The sequence below is a fragment of the Sporofaciens sp. JLR.KK001 genome (assembly GCF_036941055.1).
Lineage (GTDB): Bacteria > Bacillota > Clostridia > Lachnospirales > Lachnospiraceae > Sporofaciens.
The window spans coordinates 1,672,009-1,693,007 of the sequence record NZ_JAYMNO010000001.1 but is presented as its reverse complement, the minus strand read 5'-3'; the positions used below and the strand labels follow the sequence as shown (position 1 = coordinate 1,693,007).

Here is a 20,999-nt window from a genome sequence, read left to right as displayed (position 1 = left end):
GCAAAAATGCCGAAAGACGCAGAAGATCATCCATGATCCCTGTTCTCTCGGCATATATATCTATCTCCGGTTCTGCTCCTGTACCAGATGCGCAGCCCCGTACATCTCTCTTAACCTCGGTTTCTCGATCTTACCGGTCGCGTTCCTCGGCACGTCTGCGAATATCACTTTACGCGGACGCTTATATCTCGGAAGCTTCTTGCAGAACAGATTAATATCATCCTCCGTACAGATCACTCCCGGCTTCAGGGAGACGATCGCCGCCGCAATCTCTCCGAGACGCTCATCCGGCAGACCTATCACAGCGACATCCAATACCGCATCGTTGGTGCGGAGGAAGTCTTCAATCTGCACCGGATAGATATTCTCACCTCCGCTGATGATGACGTCTTTCTTGCGGTCCACCAGGAAGATGAACCCGTCTTCATCCTCCATCGCCATATCTCCCGTATAGAGCCAGCCGTCATGCAGTACCTCTTCCGTTGCCTTCTTGTCATTATAATACTCCACCATTACGCCGGGCCCTTTCACGGCAAGTTCGCCGGTCTCTCCCTGTTTCACAGGTATCCCGGACTCGTCGATGATCTTCGTCTTCCAGCCGAAGCCCGCCTTGCCGATCGCTCCCACCTTGTGGATATTGTCTACCCCCAGATGCACGCATCCAGGCCCGATCGATTCGCTCAGTCCATAATTCGTATCATACTGATGCTTCGGGAAATAATCCTTCCAGTGCTTAATAAGGCTCTGCGGCACCGGCTGCGCTCCGATATGCATCAGCCGCCACTGCTCCAGCTGATACATGTCCATCTTAATCTTTCCGCTGTCCAACGCCAGCAGTAGATCCTGCGCCCACGGAACCAGAAGCCACACGATCGTACACTTCTCCTCCGATACCGCCCTTAAGATAAATTCCGGGTTCGTTCCCTTAAGAAGAACTGCCTTCCCCCCTGTCAGGAAACTCCCGAACCAGTGCATCTTGGCTCCGGTATGATAGAGCGGCGGAATGCATAAGAATACATCGTCCTTCGTCTGTCCATGGTGATTCTGCTCCACCTTGGCGGAATGCATCAGCGCCTCGTGTGTATGCAGGATGGCCTTAGGGAATCCGGTCGTCCCGGAAGAGAAATAGATCGCCGCATAATCCTCGTCATTGATATCGATCTTCGGAGACTGGCTGGAACAGTTGGCAGAATGCATGGTATAATCCTCTGCGAATCCCGGACAGCCGTCCCCCACATAGTAAAGCAGGCGGTGCTTGCTGATACTGTCCGCGATCTCCTCCACACGCCCGATAAACTCCGGTCCAAACACCAGCACGTCCACCTCGGCAAGCTCCACGCAATACTGAATCTCCTCCGCAGAATAACGGAAATTAAGCGGCACAGCCAACGCTCCCGTCTTCAGGATCCCGAAATATATCGGCAGCCATTCCAGGCAGTTCATCAGAAGGATCGCCACCTTATCGCCTTTCTTGATCCCGCGCTCCAGCAGAAGATTGGCAAAACGGTTGGACTTCTCATTGAATACGCTCCACGTGATCTCACGCCTGTAATAAGACGCGCGCACCGGCTCGATCAGTTCATACTCCTTCCAGGTCACACGTCTTGTCTCCGGCATCTCCGGGTTGATCTCCACCAGGCACACGTCATCACCGTACAGCCGGCAGTTTTTCTCCAAAATATCTGTAATAGGCATTGGAAATATCCCCTTTCTTATCGCTTTAGCACTTCTACTCATTAAAGTCAATGATACCCAATTTGATAAGAAATGTCAATGCCGGTCCGCCGGAAATTAAAAATTAATCGTCATCACCCGCCGAGGGCTCTGTCTTACTTCCCGCAGACATGTTCTCTCCCTTCAGCGCCTTGATAAATGCCGCGCAGGCTGCAAACATAATGAAGATAAACGGGAACGCCGCCGCCAGCGAGATCGTCTGCAGAGGCTTCAATCCTCCGGCCATCAGAAGACCGACCGCCATCACCGACTGGATGATCCCCCACAGGATCTTCTTATTGTTCGGCGGATTGATGTCTCCCTTCGTCGTAAGCATAGACAGCACATACACGCCTGAATTCGCCGATGTAATAAAGAACGCGCACAAGGATATGATCGCCACCAGTGACAGCAGGAACCCAAGCGGGTATTTACTCAGCACTGCAAACAGCCCGACCTCCGGCGCCGCTACAGCTTCGCTAAGCTCTTCTGCCGCCATGATACCCTTCTCTCCCAGGTTAATGCCAAGGCTTCCGAACACGGATCCCCAGATACAGGAAGCAAGAGCCGGAACCAGTACCACGCCAAGGATAAATTCTCTGATCGTACGCCCTTTGGAGATACGCGCCACAAATACTCCCACAAACGGCGCCCAGGCGATAAACCATGCCCAGTAGAATATTCTCCAGCTTCCGATCCATGAGTTATCCCCGTATGCCTGGATTCCCAGTGAATCCGGGATAAACTCACCGATATACTGTCCTATGCCGTTGATGAAGCTGTTCAGGATCTCGATCTTCGGTCCCACCAGGAAACATACTGCCATCAGCCCTATGGCGACATAGAGATTCGTATCTGAGATGATCTTGATCCCCTTATCAATACCAGAAACGGCAGATCCGATATACAATACTGACACAACCGCGATAATGATGATCTGCACCGCAAGCGTTGACGGAAGTCCGAACATATAATTGAATCCCGCGTTGATCTGCAGCGTTCCAAGCCCCAATGAAGTCACAACGCCTGCCACCGTCGCAAATACCGCCAGGATATCCACCAGCTTCCCAAGCCATCCTTCGGCAAGCCTCTCACCGATCAACGGCTCTAAGATCACGCTGATCAGGCCCTTCTTATTCTTACGGAACATAAAATACGCAAGGGCAAGGCCGATCACCGCATAATTCGCCCACGGCAGGATCCCCCAGTGCATGAAGAAGGAACGCATGGCAAAATCTGCCGCCTCAGGCGTACCGCCTTCCATTCCCATGGGATTCAGATAATGAGTCAGAGGCTCCGCAACGCCCCAGAATACAAGTCCGACTCCCATACCGCAGCCAAACAGAAGTCCGAACCATGTAAGATTCTTATACTCCGGTCTGGAATCGTCTCCCCCAAGACGAATCCGTCCGTATTTGCCAAACGCCACATAGACGACGAATATCAGGAACACGATCATCGATACCAGGTACAGCCACCCGAAATCCGTTGTCAGAAATGCAAACGCAGCATTGGACGCTGCAGTAAAGCTCTCATTTAACGCAACCGACCATACCGCCATAACCGCAATAATAACAAGAGAAATATAAAATACCGTGTTTTTTGAGTCCTTTTTCTCCATTCAATAACCCCCTTTGGCCCTTTTAGGACCAGTATCCCGCACTACACGCGGAATACTGTCTGCTCAGTAATATCAGTTGCCAAAGCTTCAAGCGCAGCCTTCGTCCTGTGATAGCGAAGCTTCCACTGGTCTTCCTTGGAAGTTCCCGGATCTCCCAGCGGATAAGGAATAGATATCGTCGGAACGATTCGGTTGGATCCGACGGTCTTCGCCACCGGAATCAGGTTGCACATCTGAACGATCGGGAATCCTGCCCTCTCGATCTCTTTTACCATCGTTGCACCGCAACGAGTACAGGTACCTCATGTGGAAACCATGATGACGGCGTCAACATGATCCTCCTTAAAATACGGAACCATCTCCTTAGCCATCCTCTGAGCCTCGGCTTCCGTCGTTCCTGTTCCTACCGTAGAGTAGAAATACGGATGAAGGCTTCCGTAGACTTCTTCGTTCTCCAATACCTTCAGCGCGTCAACCGGCGTAATAACGTTCGGATCTGCATCAGCGGCAGCCGGGTCAAAACCGGCATGGATCGTCTTATATACCCCGCCCTTTAGCGCCTCCGTCTGAGAGATATCATATCTGCCCCACCTGGTCGCAGATGCAGACTGGATGCGGTCCGGATTCTCTACCGGGACGATACCGCCTGTCGTTACCAGCGCGATCTTCGCCTGCTTAAGGTCCTTAACGGCCGGTGCGATCGGGACGAGGTCTCTCTTCGGAATCGGCAGCTCTGTCTCATAAGGTTCTCCGTTTAATTTCTTAAGCAGCATATCCACCATACGCTCTGAAGCCGGTTTCCCATCCGCAAGCCAGGTCTGATGACGGATCCCTCTTGGGAAATATCCTTCCTCATCCGCGCTTCCCACCGGTTCTTTGTTCAGGAGCTTATTGGCAACCCTGGCCATAGCCTTCACGTCCTGGCGCATCTTCGACGCAATATTACCGCCCTTCATGATATACATATTCTTCTTGAACATATCGACGCCCGGAGTCTCACTGTTCATGGACGTCACGACCGGAACGCCGAATTTCTCCTTCACCGCTTTGCAGACCGTCCCGCAGGCTACGGTATACCGCCCTGCCTGAAACGCCGGCCCGGCAAGGAAGATATCGAATTCCTTGCCGCTAAGCATGTCAAGAATCCTGTCAACCGCTTCTTCCGTATTAGATCCCATATAGTTATCGCCGCAGATGATCGTATGCGTCACATCCGCGTCAAGCTCTTTTTGAAACTGCATCGCAGGCCCTATCTGTCCTTCATGGAGCTGCGGCTCGATCCCGGCCTGCTCTTCTCCGCCTACCTGTCCAAAAAACTGATTTACATATACGATTGCTTTCTTCATTCTCCGCTTACCTCCATTAGAATTCTTTCATCGTCTTCGGAGACCATCCGCACACCTGGTCGCCGCAGAACATCGAGTTGTTCTCCATGATAATCGAACCGTCCTCTCTGACTGACGGCCCTAAGATCTCATCGTCCGCCCATCCGCCGGAGAGCCCGTCTCTGGCCAATGCCTGCAATTCGCCCAAGACCGTCTCCATCGGAGGCAGTTCGATCAGCTGAGACACATTGCCGCAGGATACGATGGCGTCACATTTCTCATCCAGGGTAACAAGAGGCTGAGACTGTCCGTCACGTCCGGTGCACTCATTCGTGATACCTACCGTCTTCACCCCTGCGTCTTCAAGCGCCACGATACATCCGACGAAGTCCGCGTCTGGATTCCCATAGCCTTCTTCCGCTACGACTGCGCCGTCCGCTCCCAGACTGTTGGCAATCTGTGCTACGAAGAGGGCCGATCTCTCCTTCTGCTCCAGCGCAACGTTCAGGTTAGACATGATGACTCCCAGGAAATTGATCGTCTTCCCATGCTCTTTATAAAGCGCCTTGATATTCGGACAGTTCTGGAAATCATAGGTTGCCCACTTAGAAGATACCGGCATAAAGCTTCCGGATACCATGGCCCCGTCTAAGATCTCATTGGGATGCATCACGGTCGGCACCACATGATTCATATCCCAGCCATACACAAGGTCGTTATATCCCATCTCTTCCATCTGTGACTGCGGCTGCATTACATAGACTACTGAAGGAAGCTTCTCTACATCAGCATCGCGCCTGATCATACCTCCCAGCTCATACACTTCCGTATCTTCCGGGGTCAAGTCTTTCACACACGCCCCGATGAACTCGGCGAGCTTATGCCCTGCCCTTCTTAACGCATCATTCTTCTTCTGCTGCTCTTTTCTCTCGAATTCCTCATTCGTATCCGCAACCAGAACAATATTATTAAGCTGTCCGAAATATGTATACTTCTGCCCTTCTCCGCTCATATCGATCACGCCGTCCTGGAAGCCGCCCCAATGTCTGCCTACTACGAGTACACTGCAGTTCTTAAGCGCATAGGTCACACCCTCTCCGGCCTTGGCCAGATCACCTGTATAACCAGGGAAGATACTTCTTCCGTCCGGCCGGATCCTCGGCTCGATCGCTTCCTTCACAGGACACATACGGATCTTGTCTCCCGGCTTCGCGATATACAGCTCTGCCTCTGTGATCCTCTCATCTTCCCGGATATACGCCAATGCCTCCTCCTTGTTGATAGTAAGGACGCCGTCTCTCAGGGACAACTGCTCCCCGAAAACGATATCTTTCACATAGAAATTACCGATCTCTAACTTCATGGTCTTCCTCCTTGTTCATTCATGCAGTTTTACTATTTTTTCATTTTAGCAAGCGCGCTTATTTGTTAAATCATATAACAAATATATCAATAAGCGCGCTTATTGTCAATATATTTTTATAACATATAGACATTTTCTATTCTAATCTTATGGACTATCCTTCTTTGCATATGTTATAATCAGAGAAATTAAGTATTTTAAGGAACTGGTAAACAACATGGGGAATGAAAAAGAGAATCAAAAGAGACAAAATACCATCCGCTTCATCGAAGCGACGCAAGAACTGATCGAAACAGACGGGCTTAAGAACCTGTCTATCCGTAAGATCGCGGACAAAGCTGGTTTTCACAACTCAACCATCTATCTGTATTTTAAGGATATCGAAGAACTGATCCTCCTCGCCTCGATCAAGTATTTTAACGAATACAGCAAGAATCTGTCTGAACTGAGTTCCTGGAAGCTCCGTCCAAGGGAACATTTCCTGTCCGTATGGGATTTTTTCGCGCAGGCTGTTTTTCAGAATCCCAATGTCTTCTATAATTTTTTCTTCGGAAAACACAGCGACGACCTTACAGGCATTATGACGCAATACTATGAGCTTTTCCCGGAAGAGCGGGAAAAATATACTCCTCAGATCGAAGATATGTATTACGGGAAGAACATATGGGACCGGTGTATGGGCCTTCTTCTTCCGCTGGCGGATGTGGCTCCGGGTATTAAAAACAGCAACCTGAACATCATCAATGATATTACCGTAAGCTATGTCAAATATCTCCTGGAACAAAAGTGCCAGAATCCGGAGCTGGACTCTGATATGCTCACTGATAAGATGATGCAGATGCTGAAATTTGTGATCAATTAAAAAACTGCCGGGAAACGTATGTTGCTTCCCGGCAGCAAAAACTCTACCTGTCTATGATCTTATTCTTCTGCCGGTATTCCCTTGGGGATACCCCGTACACTCCCTTGAACGCCCTGGAGAAATGCAGCAGATTGGGATATCCTACAGACGCCCCGATATCCCCCACCGAATCATCACCGATGATCAGAGCGTCCGCCGCCTTGCTCATACGGTATCGGATCAGGAACTCCTGAGGAGACTGGCCCACCGCCTTCTTGAACACCTTCCCGAAATAACTGCGGTCCAGCTTGCATCTCCTTGCGATATCCTCCACTGTGATATCCTTGTCGTAGTTGTGTTCGATGTACACAACGGCCTCTCTCGCATAGAACTCGCCAAGCTTCCCGCCCTGGAGCTGTTTTTTGGACGCCGAATACTTGATCAGGCAGTCAAGAAACAGGTACAGATGCCCGATCACTTCCATATTAGAGGCATTCTGGCTTCGGACGATAGCCAGCATACGCTCCTTAAGCGTCTCGCCGTACTCAGGCGCCGCCAGATGATACAGCGGTGTCTTGTGCGAAAGCCCCGCAAGCTCCACGCACTCCTTCGCGCGCAGCCCGCCGAATTCCACCCACACATACTCCCACGGCTCGTCATTGTCGGCATAGTAGGTATTGACATATCCCGGCTCGATTATGAAGCCGTTGCCCGCCTCAATATCATAATACGTCGCGTCCCCCTTCTCATCATTGGCATGCAGGCATCCCTTTCCTGAGATCACATAATGAAAGAGATAATTGTTCCTTACATACGGGCCGAACGAGTGCAGCGGTTCACACTGCTCATACCCATACTGGTATACTGTCAGATCCATAAAGCGCTCATCCTGAAACACAGAAAATAAATAATTTGTCATAAAGCGATTCCCCTTTTCTCGTTCATTCCTTTATTTTCGTTATATTGCTCAAAACTGCACTATCTATTTTGTGGAAAGTCACGAAAATCTCTCCATTTCATTTATTATATATCATAATACGTCTGTATTTCAACATTTTCTTTATAATATCGCATTATGATAAAATCCCGTCCCATCAGAATATTTACCTTTTCACAGCAGACTGCTATTATTTTACCTGTAAATTACATAAAATTCATGCAACCTAACGAAACTGTCCATTCTGTTTAACAGGCCGGCTTGTCCGAATTGTTACTAATCTGCAGAGTGCGTCGGGACAGTCAATATGCATGAAGGAAAAAGGAGAGGTGTGGAATGAAAAGAAGAGTAATTGCCACAACGCTTGTGGCAGCAATGCTGATTGGGACTGTTTTCTCAGCCAGTGGCTGCAGCTCCGACAGCAGCGCAGACGGAAAGACCCATATCACCATGCTTCAGTACAAGCCGGAAGCTGTCAAGGCTTTCGAGAAGATGGAAGAGGAATTCAATGCAACACACGACGACATCGTACTGCATATCGAATCTCCTAACGATGCCATGACCGTACTGAAAACACGTTTCATCAAGGAGGATGCCCCAGATATCATCGGAATCGGCGGTGACGTCAATTTTTCCAACTTCCTGGATGCCGAGATGCTGATGGATATCTCAGATTTTGAAGGGCTTTCACTGATCAAACAAGCCTACTTAGACATCGACAAGAACCTGGAATTCGTTCCGATGGACGGCGTGTACGCAGTTCCTTACGTGGCTAATGCCGCGGGTGTTCTGTACAACAGGGAGATGTTTGAGGACAACGACTGGGAGATCCCGACCACATGGACTGAATTTATGGATCTGTGCGATGAGATCAAGTCCTCCGGACAGCAGCCGTTATACTTCGGTTACAAAGATGTATGGACCTGTCTGGCGCCGTGGAACGCACTTGCCTGTGATCTGGCTCCTGCAGATGTTTGCCGCCAGGTGAACAAAGGCGAGACGAAATTTATCGATGAATATCCGGAAGTTGCAGAGAAGATGCTTGAACTGCTCGACCATGCACAGGATGACCCGTTTGCTTATAACTACAACGACGCATGTACCGCATTCGCAAACGGCGAGGCCGCTATGTACTGTATCGGAAGCTATGCCGTTCCGCAGATCCAGTCCGTTAACCCGGATATGGATATTGATTCCTTCGTTATGCCGGGATGTGACAACGCCGACGACAACATTCTGAACTCCGGTGTCGACCTTCAGTTCTGTATCACGAAGGAATGTCCTGACAAAGAGGCTGCCTATGAAGTATTAAGCTTTTTATTAGAGGACTCCACCATTCAGACTTACTTAGACGACCAGAACGCCGTACCATGTAAGGATACGGAATTCGAGCTTTCTCCTGCCCTTGACGGTATGTTAGACTACATCAACGAAGGCAAGATGGTCGACTATCAGGATCACTACTATCCGGCAGAGATGAGCGTGGACGCTCAGATCCAGACCTTCTTATTAGACGGCGACGTAGACAAGTTCCTGAACAAGTTCGACACTGACTGGGTGCGCTACAACCGCGACATTATCCGCAAAGTACAGGATTATGAGAAAAAGGGAGGGAATCAATAATGAATAAAAAACTCAGCAGAAACCAGACCTTTTTATTAATTACAGTCCCTGTCCTGGCATTGTTCTTCTGTTTTAACACTCTGCCGCTGATCAAGGGCCTGATCTACAGCTTCACGAACTTCAAAGGCTTCGGAAGCTACGACTGGGTAGGTATGCGTAACTATGCCGACTTATTTACCGATGCGCGTGTCGGGAAATCCTACCTCTTTACTTTTAAATTCGCGATTCTGGCAACCGTTCTGACGAATGTGATCGCCCTGCTCCTCGCACTGGGACTAAACGGCAAGATCAAAGCCAAGAGCGCTTTAAGAGGTATGTACTTCGTTCCGAGAATCCTTGGAGGACTGGTTGTAGGTTATATCTTCGGATATATCTTCACATACATCCTTCCAGCACTGACCGGAACCGGAAGCATGCTCTCCAACACGAAGACCGCATGGATCGCTATCGTGATCGTTGCCGCGTGGCAGTCCATCGCTCAGACGACCCTCATCTACATCTCTGGTCTTCAGACCGTACCGGAAGACGTATATGAGGCAGGCGCGATCGACGGCGCAACCGGATGGTTAAGCTTCAAGTCACTGACTTTCCCGCTGATCATCCCGTTCTTCAGCATCAACATGGTATTAAGCATGAAAGACTTCCTGATGGTATTCGACCAGATCATGGCGTTGACCAAGGGCGGTCCTGCACAGAGTACCGAGTCCATCTCATTCTTGATCTACAACAATGGTATGGGCGGCGGACAGTTCGGTTTCCAGAGCGCTAACGCGGTTATCTTCTTCATCGTGATCGTTGCGATCTCTGTTGCCCAGCTTACTATTACAGGAAAGAAGGAGGAACAGTTATAATGAAACAGAAAAATAAAGTTGCGGCTACCACTAATTGGCCGCTTACCATCCTTTTGATCGTTGGCTGCCTGACTGTTATCTTCCCGCTATATATGGCGCTTGTGATCGCATTCAAGAAACCGTCAGAGATGACGAACGACATTGCCGGAGCGTTAAGCCTTCCGAAGAGCTGGAGCCTTGAAAACTTCGCGGAAGCCATGCGTGTTACAGACTTCTGGCACTCCCTGGGATACAGTGTCATGATCACTGTTGTGACCGTAGTTCTTGCCATCCTGCTCCACTCCCTTGCCGGATACGCGATCGGAAGAAGCATGGCTAAGAGCAAATTCTACAAAGTATCCTACCTCTATATCGTAAGCGGTATGTTCGTACCTTTCGCGATCCTGATGATGCCTCTGGTAAAGCAGACCGCGCAAATGGGTATTGACAACTGGTTCGGAGTTATATTATGCTATCTGGTGTTCTATATGCCGATGAATGTAATGCTCTACTCCGGCTACTTGAAGAACATCCCAATCGCACTTGAGGAAGCTGCTTTCGTGGACGGCGCCACCACATGGTCGACCTACTGGAAGATCATCTTCCCGATCATGACGCCGATGCACGCTACAGTTGCCGTACTGACAGCCCTTGGAACCTGGAACGATGTTATGACACCGCTTGTCATTATGTCCGGTACAGGCGTTAACACACTGCCTCTGGCACAGCTTACATTCCAGACTCAGTTCGGTACGAATTACAACCTGGCATTCGCTTCTTACTTGCTGGCATTGCTGCCGATCCTGATCTTCTATCTTGTATGCCAGAAGCAGATCATCAACGGTGTTGTAAACGGTGCGGTAAAATAAGACTTAATACTGAAACGAGGACAAACTTATGGCTATTTTATTTGACAGCACGAGCAGACTTTTTACTTTGACAACAGCCCATAGTATGTACCAGATGAAAGCAGACAGGTATGGAGTATTACTCCATACCTGGTTTGGTATGAAGGGCTCTGCTTTTGATTATTCCTACCGGATCGCTTATGCGGACAGAGGCTTCTCCGGCAACCCGTACGACGCGGGCGATGACCGGACTTACTCCCTGGACGCGCTTCCTCTGGAGTTCCCGGCCTACGGAAGCGGCGATTACCGCGCCGCGGCTCTTAAAGTCCGTTACCCGGACGGCACTTCTGCGTGCGACCTGCGTTACCTGAAACACGAGATCCGCGAAGGCAAATACTCTCTTCCGGGTCTTCCCGCACTCTATGACGCGCCGGATCAGGAACAGCAGGCACATGAGACACCTGCTCCCGCCGGATGCAGATGCGGTTCCAGGTCCGATACACTGATCATCACTCTGGAAGACACCCGCCGCATGTTCTATGTCCATCTCTACTACGGCGTCATGGAAGATCTGGATATCATCACAAGGGCGGTCTGCGTTGAAAACCACAGCGAAGACGACATCTACCTCGAGAACATCCAGAGCGTCTGCGTCGATTATCTGCACGGCGAATACGACCTGCATACCTTCTACGGCCGCCATGTAAAAGAACGGAATTATCAGCGCTCGCCGCTGATGCACGGGAGCCAGTCCGTAGGAAGCACGCGTGGAACCTCCAGTCACCAGTATAACCCGTTCCTTATCCTCTCTGACAGGGATACGACAGAAGACACCGGAAACTGTTACGGTTTTTCTTTCCTGTACAGCGGGGACTTCCTGGGGAACGCCGAGCTTGACCAGTATAACCAGACCCGTCTCCTCCTTGGTATCCATCCTGATAACTTCTGCTACTGTGTAAAGCCAGCGGAACGCTTCTATGCACCGGAAGCAGCATTGGCTTACTCCGCCCAGGGACTTGGCCGGTTATCTCGTATCTTCCACCAGGCTTACCGCACCCATCTGTGCCGGGGCAAATGGACCGCTAAGAGACGGCCGGTCCTGCTGAATGACTGGGAAGGCGTGTATTTCGATTTTGACGGAGACAAGCTGATACAGATGGCAAGGGACGCGGCAGATCTCGGCATAGAACTCTTCGTCATGGACGACGGATGGTTCGGCAAACGCGACCTGGATGTGTCCGGCCTCGGGGACTGGACGGTGAATGAGAAGAAGCTTGGCTGTACGCTTAAGGAGCTGTCTGACCAGATCCACGGCCTTGGACTTCAGTTCGGTATCTGGTTTGAACCGGAAGGGATCAATGAAGACAGCGACCTCTACCGTGAGCACCCTGACTGGGCCTTCACCGTTCCAGGGAAACAGCCTACCCGTTCCCGGCTTCAATTACTGCTTGATTTCTCCAGAGAGGACGTACGGGAATATATCTTCAGCCATATATGCCAGGTACTTGACTCGGCCAGGATCGAATATCTCAAGTGGGACTTGAACAGAAGCCTTGCAGACCTCTACAGCGCCTCTCTTCCCGCAAAGCGCCAGGGAGAAGTTATGCACCGCTATGTCTTAGGTCTCTATGATATGCTTGAAAAATTAACGCAGCGCTATCCTGATATGCTGATCGAGGGCTGCAGCGGCGGCGGCGGACGTTTTGACGCCGGAATGCTCTATTACACGCCCCAGATCTGGTGCAGCGACGATACCGACGCCATCGAGAGGCTCAGTATCCAGTACGGCACTTCCTTCGGCTATCCTGTCAGCACCATGGGATCCCATGTATCCCACTGCCCCAACGAGCAGACCCGACGTATCACTCCGTTAAATACCAGGGCGACGGTTGCAATGTCCGGTACGTTCGGATATGAGCTGGACGTCAATAAGATGACCGAAGATGAGAAGACCATTGTAAAAGCTCAGATCAGGGAATTCAAGGAATATTATGACCTGATCCAGTACGGAGACTATTACCGGCTTACCGATCCCGATACAGCAGACGCTTACCATGGATGGGAATTCGCCGCAGAAGACGGAAGCGAAGCGCTTCTTTGCATCGTCGCTCTCCAGATCCATCCTAACGGTCCCGGACGCTGGATGTGTCTGAAAGGATTGAATGCAGACAGTATCTATACGGTAAACGATGAAGAATATCCCGGGGACGTGCTGATGAATGGCGGACTCCTGCTCCCGACGGCTGCAGAAGAATACGAAAGCTTCCGGATCCATATCGTGGAGTGCCCTGCCGTATAAATACCGCGATAAGACAACAAGGGAATATCAGGGATAGACGCCTCTGTCATCCCCTGATATTCCCTTGACTTATATCAAATCTGCTAAGACTCCCTCTTCAGATAACCTGATATATATCCCTTCACTTCATCCTTAGGCAGGCCCAAGGCAACCGCGAACTCTCCATAGAGGAATTTCTCTGCGATATTCAGATACTTATCATCCACATTAATGACCTTCTTCCCGGAAGCAAGCCTGTTCATCTTCCGTATATAAGAGGTCTTGATCAGAGAAATCCAATCTCTGCACTGATTCCTCAGCAACGCTTCCTTATAGGACAGCTCGCGTCTCTTCTCATCCGCTACCCCGATCATCTCAATATTCAGCATATCATCGATCAATGCCTGCGCTTCTTCTCCGGAGATCACTTCCCGGATCTGTCTCTTCTCATTGTCTACTGGCGTATACAGAGTTCCCCCGGCATCATAGAGAGGCTTCAATGTATAGTATTCCTTCTCCTTATCGGAGCAGCTAATATTCAGCTTCCCGATACTCATTACCTCACAGACACCTTCTTTGTAATGTGCCACATAATCTCCTATCTTGAACATAACTACCTCCTTACCGGTTCCGTATTAACATGTTACTGCAATAAAGGATGTCCACAAAAAAAGCGTACACTACTGCGGCACCTTCCCCATGCTGCCTGAGACTGTACGCCAGTATGTCTGGAGTTAAAGCTATAAAGTTGAATCTGTAAGTTGTAATCCCAATGACATATAATCCCTTTATTTCTATATTATACCACTATCATTCTCAAAATGTAAGAGTTATTTTCAGAAAATCTTTGCAAGATATTTGTGATTATCCACAATTCACATCCTTTGTTGAATCTTATCATTCAAATCATTCAAATATACCCATCTGTCCATCTTCTCTTCCAACTGCTGCTCCGTCTCATCTTTCTCTTTCAGCAGTTCATTAAGCCTTGCCGAATTCGTGGCGTTCGCCGCGATCTGTTCATCCAGGGCACAGATCATCTCTTCCAGCTTCGCGATCTCTTCGTCTATCGTCTCGAACTCCTTCTGCTCTTTGAACGTGAATCTTAATTTCTTCTCATGTTGCTTCCAGGAGCCCTTCGCTGCGCGCACCGCAGTCTCGTCAGAATCCTCCGCTCCAGGGCTGTTCTTCCCCTTAGGACCCTTCCCGGGAATCTCACCCTCCTCCGGATTCAGAAGCTCCCTGCGGATCAGATAGTCGGAATATCCGCCTTCAAACTGGCGGATCTGCCCTTCCCCCTCAAAAGAGAAGATACGGTTCACCGTGCGGTCCAGAAAATACCGGTCATGTGACACAATAATGATGATCCCGTCGAACCGATCCAGATAATCCTCCAGAATCGTCAATGTCTGGATGTCCAGATCATTGGTAGGCTCGTCCAGAATCAGGACATTGGGCGCGCTCATCAGCACTCTGAGCAGATAGAGACGTCTCCTCTCCCCTCCTGACAGTTTCTCAATCCTTGACCACTGCATCACCCCGTCGAACAGAAAGTTCTCAAGCATCTGCGACGCCGTGATCCTGCCGTCGGATGTGGCGATATACTCTCCCACCTCTTTCACATAATCAATCACCCTCACAGATTCATCCATGAATTCATTTTCCTGGGAAAAATACCCCATGCGGATAGTCTGTCCGATCTCGATTCCTCCGGCATCCGGCTTCTCATCTCCGTGGATGATCTTAAGAAGCGTCGTCTTGCCGCAGCCGTTGGGGCCTATGATCCCGATCCGGTCATTTTTAAGGAAGATATAGTTATAATCCCTGATCAGGACACGTTCGCCATAGGATTTGCTGATACCTGACACTTCAACCGTCTTATTTCCCATCCTGGAGGCAACTGAATCCATCTGTACCCGCTTCTCCTCCTGCATATCCTGGATCTCCTGCATGGCCATGATCCGGTCTATATGCGCCTTCTGTTTCGTACTCCGCGCCCTTGCGCCCCGGCTAAGCCACTGAAGCTCTGTACGGAGCAGGCTCTTGCGCTTGCGCTGTGCGGCAAGCTCCATATCCTGCCGTTCTCCCTTAAGACGGACAAACTCCGAATAATTCCCCGGATAGCTGTAGAGCTTGCCGCCGTCTACCTCTACGATACGGCTGGCTACGCGGTCCAGGAAATACCGGTCGTGAGTCACCATCAGGATTGCACCTCTATATCGGATCAGATACTCCTCCAGCCACTCGGACATCTCTGAATCCAGATGATTGGTCGGCTCATCCAGGATCAGTATATCTGCCGGTTCAAGAAGCACATTGATCAGCGCAGCACGCTTCCTCTGCCCGCCTGACATATGCTCTACCCTCTCCCCGTAATCCGTGAATCCCAGACGGTTCAGCATCGCTTTCGCCTCTGCCTCTGCCGTAAAACGGTCCGGGCCGCCCACACCGCCCGCAATCGCCGCCTCAAGGACCGTCATTTCTTCTTCAAATACCGGCGTCTGCGGAAGATAACAGACCTTCACCTGATTCCCCATGCTGACCTTCCCTAAGTCCGCTTCCTCGATCCCTGCCGCAATCTTGAGCAAAGTGGACTTCCCCATGCCGTTTATTCCGATCACACCGATCTTCTCCCGTTCACTGATACTGAATCCCACGTCATCCAGAATCTTCCTCTCCGTATAAGACTTCGTAATATGTTCCATTGTAAGCAAATTCATAATTATCCTCATCATTCATTTATTTGTATATTTTATTTTGCTGTTTTTTACAGAAGATGTCAAGTAAATTAATGCGGGCAACATAATGCAAAAATTATTTGGAAAAATTTTTATTTTTTTATACAAAATTATGGAAATAATGATAAAAAAATTGTATAATAATCTAATCTTATGTAACATAAATGGAAAGAGAGGACACACTATGAAACAAAATAATATGTTAGCGATGATTTTAGCCGGTGGCCGTGGCTCCCGTCTGCATGACCTGACCAACAAAGTAGCCAAACCGGCCGTTTCATATGGTGGTAAGTACCGCATTGTTGATTTCCCGTTAAGCAACTGTGCCAATAGCGGCATTGATGTAGTCGGTGTACTGACACAATATGAATCCGTTCTATTGAACAGTTATGTTGCAGCCGGACGCCGCTGGGGTCTGGATGCAAAAGACAGCGGCGTATATGTACTCCCGCCGCGCGAGAAAGCTGACGCCAATCTGGACGTCTACCGGGGAACTGCAGATGCGATCTCACAGAATATTGACTTTATCGACACCTATTCCCCGGAATACATACTCGTTCTTTCCGGCGACCATATCTACAAGATGAATTATGCCAAGATGCTGGCGGAGCATAAGGCGAACAATGCAGACGCTACCATCGCCGTTATCGAAGTGCCGTTCAAGGAGGCGAGCCGTTTCGGTATCATGCATACGGACGAAGAAGGGCATATTATCGAATTCCAGGAGAAGCCTGAGCACCCTAAGAGCAATCTTGCGTCCATGGGTATCTACATCTTCAACTGGAAGCCTCTTCGAAAGCTTCTGGTCGCTGATATGAAGGATCCTGATTCCCACCATGATTTTGGTAAGGATATCATCCCTCAGCTTCTTGCTGACAACAAGACTCTATACGCATACAGATTCAAAGGCTACTGGAAGGACGTAGGAACCATCGACTCTCTGTGGGAAGCTAATATGGACCTTCTCGACTCTAATAACGAACTCGACTTGAATGATCCGACCTGGAAGATCTATACGGAAGATGCAACTACCCTGCCTCATTATGTAGGACCGGAAGCAAGTATCAAGCGTTCTTTCGTCACACAGGGCTGTGTCATTGAAGGTGAAGTGAAGAACTCTGTCCTGTTTACCGGCGTCGAGGTCGGTGAAGGCGCTAAGATCATTGACAGCGTATTAATGCCGGGCGTCAAAGTAGAAGCGGGCGCAGTCGTGCAGCGCGCTCTTGTGGCTGACGGAGTCAAGATCGGCAAAGAAGCTGTCGTTGGAAGCGCTGACAGCGAACATATCGAGCTCGTGGCAAAACGCGTAAAGGGGGTAGAATAATATGAGCAAAGCATTAGGAATCGTTAATTTTTCCGGGAATCATATCTGGGTAAAGGGAATGGAAGAATATCGACCGATCGGAGCATTTTCATTCCTCGGAAGATACCGTGTGATCGATTTCCCGATCTCTAATATGAGCAACAGCGGAATCGACCGCATTCAGGTATATATCAGAAGAAAGCCCCGCTCCCTTGTTGAGCATCTTGGAACCGGACGTCATTATAACATTAACTCCAAGCGCGGCAGGCTGCATATCCTGTTCTCCGAATCCAAAGGCGACAACGACCTTTACAACACGGATATTGCTGCGTTCTCAGCGAATCTGGAATGTATTGAGAGATCACACCAGCCTTACGTCGTTATCGCGCCGAGCTACATGGTATACTCTGCTGATTTCAGCACTCTGCTTGCGAATCATATTGAATCAGAAGCAGATATTACATTATTATATCACAGTGTAGATAATGCCAAGGATACCTTCCTTAACTGCAATACTCTGAATCTGAACCGGCAGAAGGGTGTCCTGTCCTTAGAGCAGAACCGCGGCAACGCCAAGAACAGGAATATCTTCATGGATACATATATTATGAAGAAGGATCTGTTCACCGACCTGATTAAGAAGGCCAAGACCTTATCTTCCATGTATACACTGGCAGATATCGTCAACAATGCATGCGAGGATTTGGATGTGCGCGGTATTTCCCACAGGGGATATTTTGCATCCATCACAGACCTTAAGAGCTTCTATAATGCCAACATCGAACTGATCGACTTCAAGAGAGCATCCAATCTCTTTGATGACGAATGGCCTGTATATACCAGGACCAACGACTCCTGCCCGACACAGTATTTCGAGACGGCAGACGTGAAAAGCTCCGTCGTATCCAACGGATGCCTGATCGAAGGAACCATAGAGAATTCCGTAATCGGACGCGGATGCGTGATCAAGAAGGGCGCCGTAGTTAAGAACAGTGTTGTTCTGCCCGGTGCAATGATCGGCGAGGATATCACCATTGACTATCAGGTCGTTGACAAGCACGCCAAGATCATCCATGCGAAAGAGATCATCGCGGATCCTGAGAATCCGGGATACATCAGACGTGAAGATACTTTATAATATGATACGCGGCGGCCGTTGAACGACAACGCTGCCGTGTCAGCCAGATACAGATACTTACAAAGAGGCTGTGCTGTATGACGCCTGATCATACAACACAGCCTCTTTCTGTCTATATCTTCTAAAATCTGAACTCTCCGCTCTTGCCGCCTGTCTTCTCACACAGATGGATATCCTCCATCACCATCCGCTTGTCGATCGCTTTGCACATGTCATAGATGGTAAGAAGTGCAACCGACACGCCTGTCAGAGCTTCCATCTCAACTCCCGTCTTCCCCTCTGTCTTAACCTGACAGAGGACTTCGATCACAAGTTCTTCCGGATCCATCCGAAACATGACCTTAGAATTCGTAAGATGCAGATAATGGCACATGGGAATCAGCTCTGCCGTCTTCTTCGTCCCCATGATCCCCGCTACCTGGGCAACGGTCAGAACATCTCCCTTCTTCACCTTCTGCCCGGCCACAGCCTCGAACACTTCCCGGCTCACCCGTATCTTTCCCTGGGCGAGAGCCGACCGTTCCGTAATCTCCTTACCGGAGACGTCTACCATGACCGCATTGCCATCCTGATCAAAATGGGTAAATTCCATATATTCAATCTCCTCGTTACTGTATCTCTCTGATCTTCTTCCTGAGGGCGAGCACCTGGTTCGGCGCAACCGACAGCTCGTCAATCCCTATCTGGATCAGATATTCCGTAAGATCCAGGTCTGCTGCAAGATCTCCGCATATACTGATATGCTTCTCTTCCAGATGTACATTGTTGGTAATGATCCGGATCATCTTGAGGATCGCCGAGTGATGTGGATTATAATACCGGTCAAGCCTGCTGTTCTGCCGGTCCATTCCCAACGTAAGCTGGAGAAGGTCATTCGTCCCGATACTGAAGAAATCCACTTCTCTCGCCAGTTCGCCGCTGATCATAACCGCCGCCGGAGTCTCGATCATAACCCCTACCGGAATGTCCTCGTCAAAAGCCGTCTTCTCGTTCTTCAACTCCTTCTTCGCTTTCTCAAGCATCAGTTTCGCCGTTCTCACTTCTTCTATAGAAGTGATCATCGGAAACATGATAGACAGGTTCCCGAAAGCCGATGCACGGAGTATGGCTCGAAGCTGGGTCTTGAACACCTCGTCCTTATCAAGCGACACCCTGATTCCCCGGTATCCGATGGCTGGATTGGGGTCCGTGCCAAGATCCAGACACTCTGCTGTCTTCTCCCCGCCAAGATCAGCCGTCCGGATCACCACCTTCTTGATCCCCATGGACTCTGCCGCCAGCTTATATACCTGAAACTGATACTCCTCGGTAGGCGGCTTGGTGCCGCTCTCCATATACAAGAATTCACTCCTGAATAATCCAATTCCTCCGGCATCACACCTCAGTACATTCTCAATGTCCTCTCTGTTGCCGATATTCGCACAGACGTCAATTTTCTGTCCGCTCTGGGTGATATTCTCCTTCCCCTTAAGCCTCTCTAAGTTCTGCACCTGCGTGTGATTGGCATCCTGCTTCTGCCGCATCTTGGTGATCGTCGTGTAGTCCGGCTCGATATAGATCTTACCCTCGAAACCGTCTATGATGATCGTCTTCCCTTCATAATCCTTCTTGAGCGCCTCTCCAAGCCCGATCACCGAGGGGATCCCCTTCGTCCGGGCTAGCACCGCCGTGTGGGAATTAATCGTTCCATATCTGGTGACGAATCCAAGAACCTTCGTCTTATCGAGCTGCACGGCTTCGCTTGGATATAACTCTCCGGCAGCCAGCACGAACGGCTCGTCCATCAGCATCTTATCCTTCCATCCTCTGGCCAGGGTCCGCATAAGACGGTTCGTCACATCCTTGACATCCGCGTCATGCCCCTGTACATAATTCTTATCTGCCGTCACTGCCGTTGAGATAAAATGCTCTGCGGCATTCTGGATGGCATACTCTGCATTCAGTTTCTGTTCTACGATGATATTCGTGATCTTATCCACCAGATCCCGGTCATCAAGCACCATCTGCTGCATCTCAAAAATCGCGGCATTGGCCTCGCCGACTTCCTTCGCGGCATTCTCACAGAGTTCCCTTAACTCCTGCAGCGCCTTCTGCCTTGCCTTCTGAAAACGCTGTACCTCTTTCTCAACATCCTTTACATAGATACGGCGGATCTCTTTTGAATCTCTCTTATAAAAGGATAATTTGCCGATGGCAATCCCTTCGGATACTTTTTTCCCCGTCAATGTAATCATACTCTTATTCCTCTGTTATCCCAATGATTTTATCTTCATCTGTCTATGTATACTTTACACTCTTACATCTGTTTCGTCAAGTGAAATGATATCCCTTAAAAAACCGTTTTTTCCCAAAAAAATAGTAAAAAGATTGCTAAATCTATTGACGCTTTTATAATTATATGCTAGTCTATAAAACAGTTATCTATAGATTTGTTTTATGGA

At 49.5% G+C, this 20,999-nt stretch carries 16 protein-coding genes; 7 read left to right on the top strand and 9 right to left on the bottom strand.

Annotated features, from left to right (window positions below):
* Positions 1–60 precede the first annotated feature (60 nt).
* The 4 genes from VSQ62_RS09050 to VSQ62_RS09035 all read right to left on the bottom strand — a co-directional run bounded on the left by VSQ62_RS09050 (position 61) and on the right by VSQ62_RS09035 (position 6,022).
* Positions 61–1,695 (bottom strand): class I adenylate-forming enzyme family protein, encoded by a 1,635-nt coding sequence (locus VSQ62_RS09050; RefSeq protein WP_334634437.1) that lies wholly within the window; start codon positions 1,693–1,695, stop codon positions 61–63.
* 103 nt (positions 1,696–1,798) lie between these two features.
* Complete coding sequence (locus VSQ62_RS09045; RefSeq protein ID WP_334634436.1) at positions 1,799–3,334, bottom strand: BCCT family transporter; 1,536 nt, start codon at positions 3,332–3,334, stop codon at positions 1,799–1,801.
* A 41-nt stretch (positions 3,335–3,375) separates the two neighbouring features.
* Positions 3,376–4,680 carry a betaine reductase selenoprotein B gene (gene grdH / locus VSQ62_RS09040; RefSeq protein ID WP_334634435.1) on the bottom strand — a complete coding sequence of 435 codons (1,305 nt, stop codon included), beginning with the start codon at positions 4,678–4,680 and terminating at the stop codon, positions 3,376–3,378.
* A gap of 16 nt (positions 4,681–4,696) precedes the next feature.
* Positions 4,697–6,022, bottom strand: a complete 1,326-nt coding sequence (locus VSQ62_RS09035) for a glycine/sarcosine/betaine reductase component B subunit (RefSeq protein WP_334634434.1) — start codon at positions 6,020–6,022, stop codon at positions 4,697–4,699.
* 217 nt (positions 6,023–6,239) lie between these two features.
* Between VSQ62_RS09035 and VSQ62_RS09030 the strand changes: the two genes are divergently transcribed.
* Entirely contained in the window at positions 6,240–6,884 is a 645-nt protein-coding gene (locus VSQ62_RS09030; RefSeq protein ID WP_334634433.1) for a TetR/AcrR family transcriptional regulator, read from the top strand.
* A gap of 43 nt (positions 6,885–6,927) precedes the next feature.
* On the opposite strand, the gene VSQ62_RS09025 is transcribed toward VSQ62_RS09030, so the two are convergent.
* Positions 6,928–7,782, bottom strand: coding sequence for an AraC family transcriptional regulator (locus VSQ62_RS09025; RefSeq protein ID WP_334634430.1), 855 nt, complete (start codon positions 7,780–7,782; stop codon positions 6,928–6,930).
* Between the two features lie 354 nt (positions 7,783–8,136).
* Here VSQ62_RS09025 and VSQ62_RS09020 point away from each other — a divergent pair, with 354 nt between their 5' ends.
* From VSQ62_RS09020 to VSQ62_RS09005, 4 genes are read left to right on the top strand one after another with little or no spacing between them, the layout of a single operon-like run.
* The gene (locus VSQ62_RS09020; RefSeq protein WP_334634429.1) at positions 8,137–9,423 is read left to right on the top strand and encodes an ABC transporter substrate-binding protein; all 1,287 of its coding nucleotides are present in this window, start codon (positions 8,137–8,139) and stop codon (positions 9,421–9,423) included.
* Positions 9,423–10,274, top strand: coding sequence for a carbohydrate ABC transporter permease (locus VSQ62_RS09015; RefSeq protein WP_334634427.1), 852 nt, complete (start codon positions 9,423–9,425; stop codon positions 10,272–10,274). Before VSQ62_RS09020 ends, VSQ62_RS09015 begins: the two co-directional genes overlap by 1 nt.
* Entirely contained in the window at positions 10,274–11,122 is an 849-nt protein-coding gene (locus tag VSQ62_RS09010; protein WP_016217768.1) for a carbohydrate ABC transporter permease, read from the top strand. Before VSQ62_RS09015 ends, VSQ62_RS09010 begins: the two co-directional genes overlap by 1 nt.
* Positions 11,123–11,150: 28 nt before the next feature.
* Positions 11,151–13,400: an alpha-galactosidase gene (locus VSQ62_RS09005; protein ID WP_334634426.1), complete on the top strand. Its 2,250-nt coding sequence runs from the start codon at positions 11,151–11,153 to the stop codon at positions 13,398–13,400.
* Between the two features lie 83 nt (positions 13,401–13,483).
* On the opposite strand, the gene VSQ62_RS09000 is transcribed toward VSQ62_RS09005, so the two are convergent.
* Both VSQ62_RS09000 and VSQ62_RS08995 read right to left on the bottom strand, forming a co-directional pair.
* Positions 13,484–13,990, bottom strand: a complete 507-nt coding sequence (locus VSQ62_RS09000; RefSeq protein ID WP_334634425.1) for a CarD family transcriptional regulator — start codon at positions 13,988–13,990, stop codon at positions 13,484–13,486.
* Between the two features lie 264 nt (positions 13,991–14,254).
* Positions 14,255–16,099, bottom strand: a complete 1,845-nt coding sequence (locus tag VSQ62_RS08995) for an ABC-F family ATP-binding cassette domain-containing protein (protein WP_334634422.1) — start codon at positions 16,097–16,099, stop codon at positions 14,255–14,257.
* A 202-nt stretch (positions 16,100–16,301) separates the two neighbouring features.
* Between VSQ62_RS08995 and VSQ62_RS08990 the strand changes: the two genes are divergently transcribed.
* Both VSQ62_RS08990 and glgD read left to right on the top strand, forming a co-directional pair.
* Positions 16,302–17,441 carry a glucose-1-phosphate adenylyltransferase gene (locus VSQ62_RS08990; RefSeq protein ID WP_334634419.1) on the top strand — a complete coding sequence of 380 codons (1,140 nt, stop codon included), beginning with the start codon at positions 16,302–16,304 and terminating at the stop codon, positions 17,439–17,441.
* Between the two features lies 1 nt (position 17,442).
* Complete coding sequence (glgD, locus tag VSQ62_RS08985) at positions 17,443–18,558, top strand: glucose-1-phosphate adenylyltransferase subunit GlgD (RefSeq protein ID WP_334634417.1); 1,116 nt, start codon at positions 17,443–17,445, stop codon at positions 18,556–18,558.
* 121 nt (positions 18,559–18,679) lie between these two features.
* Here glgD and moaC read toward each other — a convergent pair whose 3' ends face one another.
* The gene (moaC, locus tag VSQ62_RS08980; protein ID WP_334634415.1) at positions 18,680–19,150 is read right to left on the bottom strand and encodes a cyclic pyranopterin monophosphate synthase MoaC; all 471 of its coding nucleotides are present in this window, start codon (positions 19,148–19,150) and stop codon (positions 18,680–18,682) included.
* A 16-nt stretch (positions 19,151–19,166) separates the two neighbouring features.
* On the bottom strand, positions 19,167–20,792 hold the full coding sequence (gene ptsP / locus VSQ62_RS08975) for a phosphoenolpyruvate--protein phosphotransferase (RefSeq protein WP_334634413.1): 1,626 nt from the start codon (positions 20,790–20,792) through the stop codon (positions 19,167–19,169).
* Positions 20,793–20,999 lie beyond the last annotated feature (207 nt).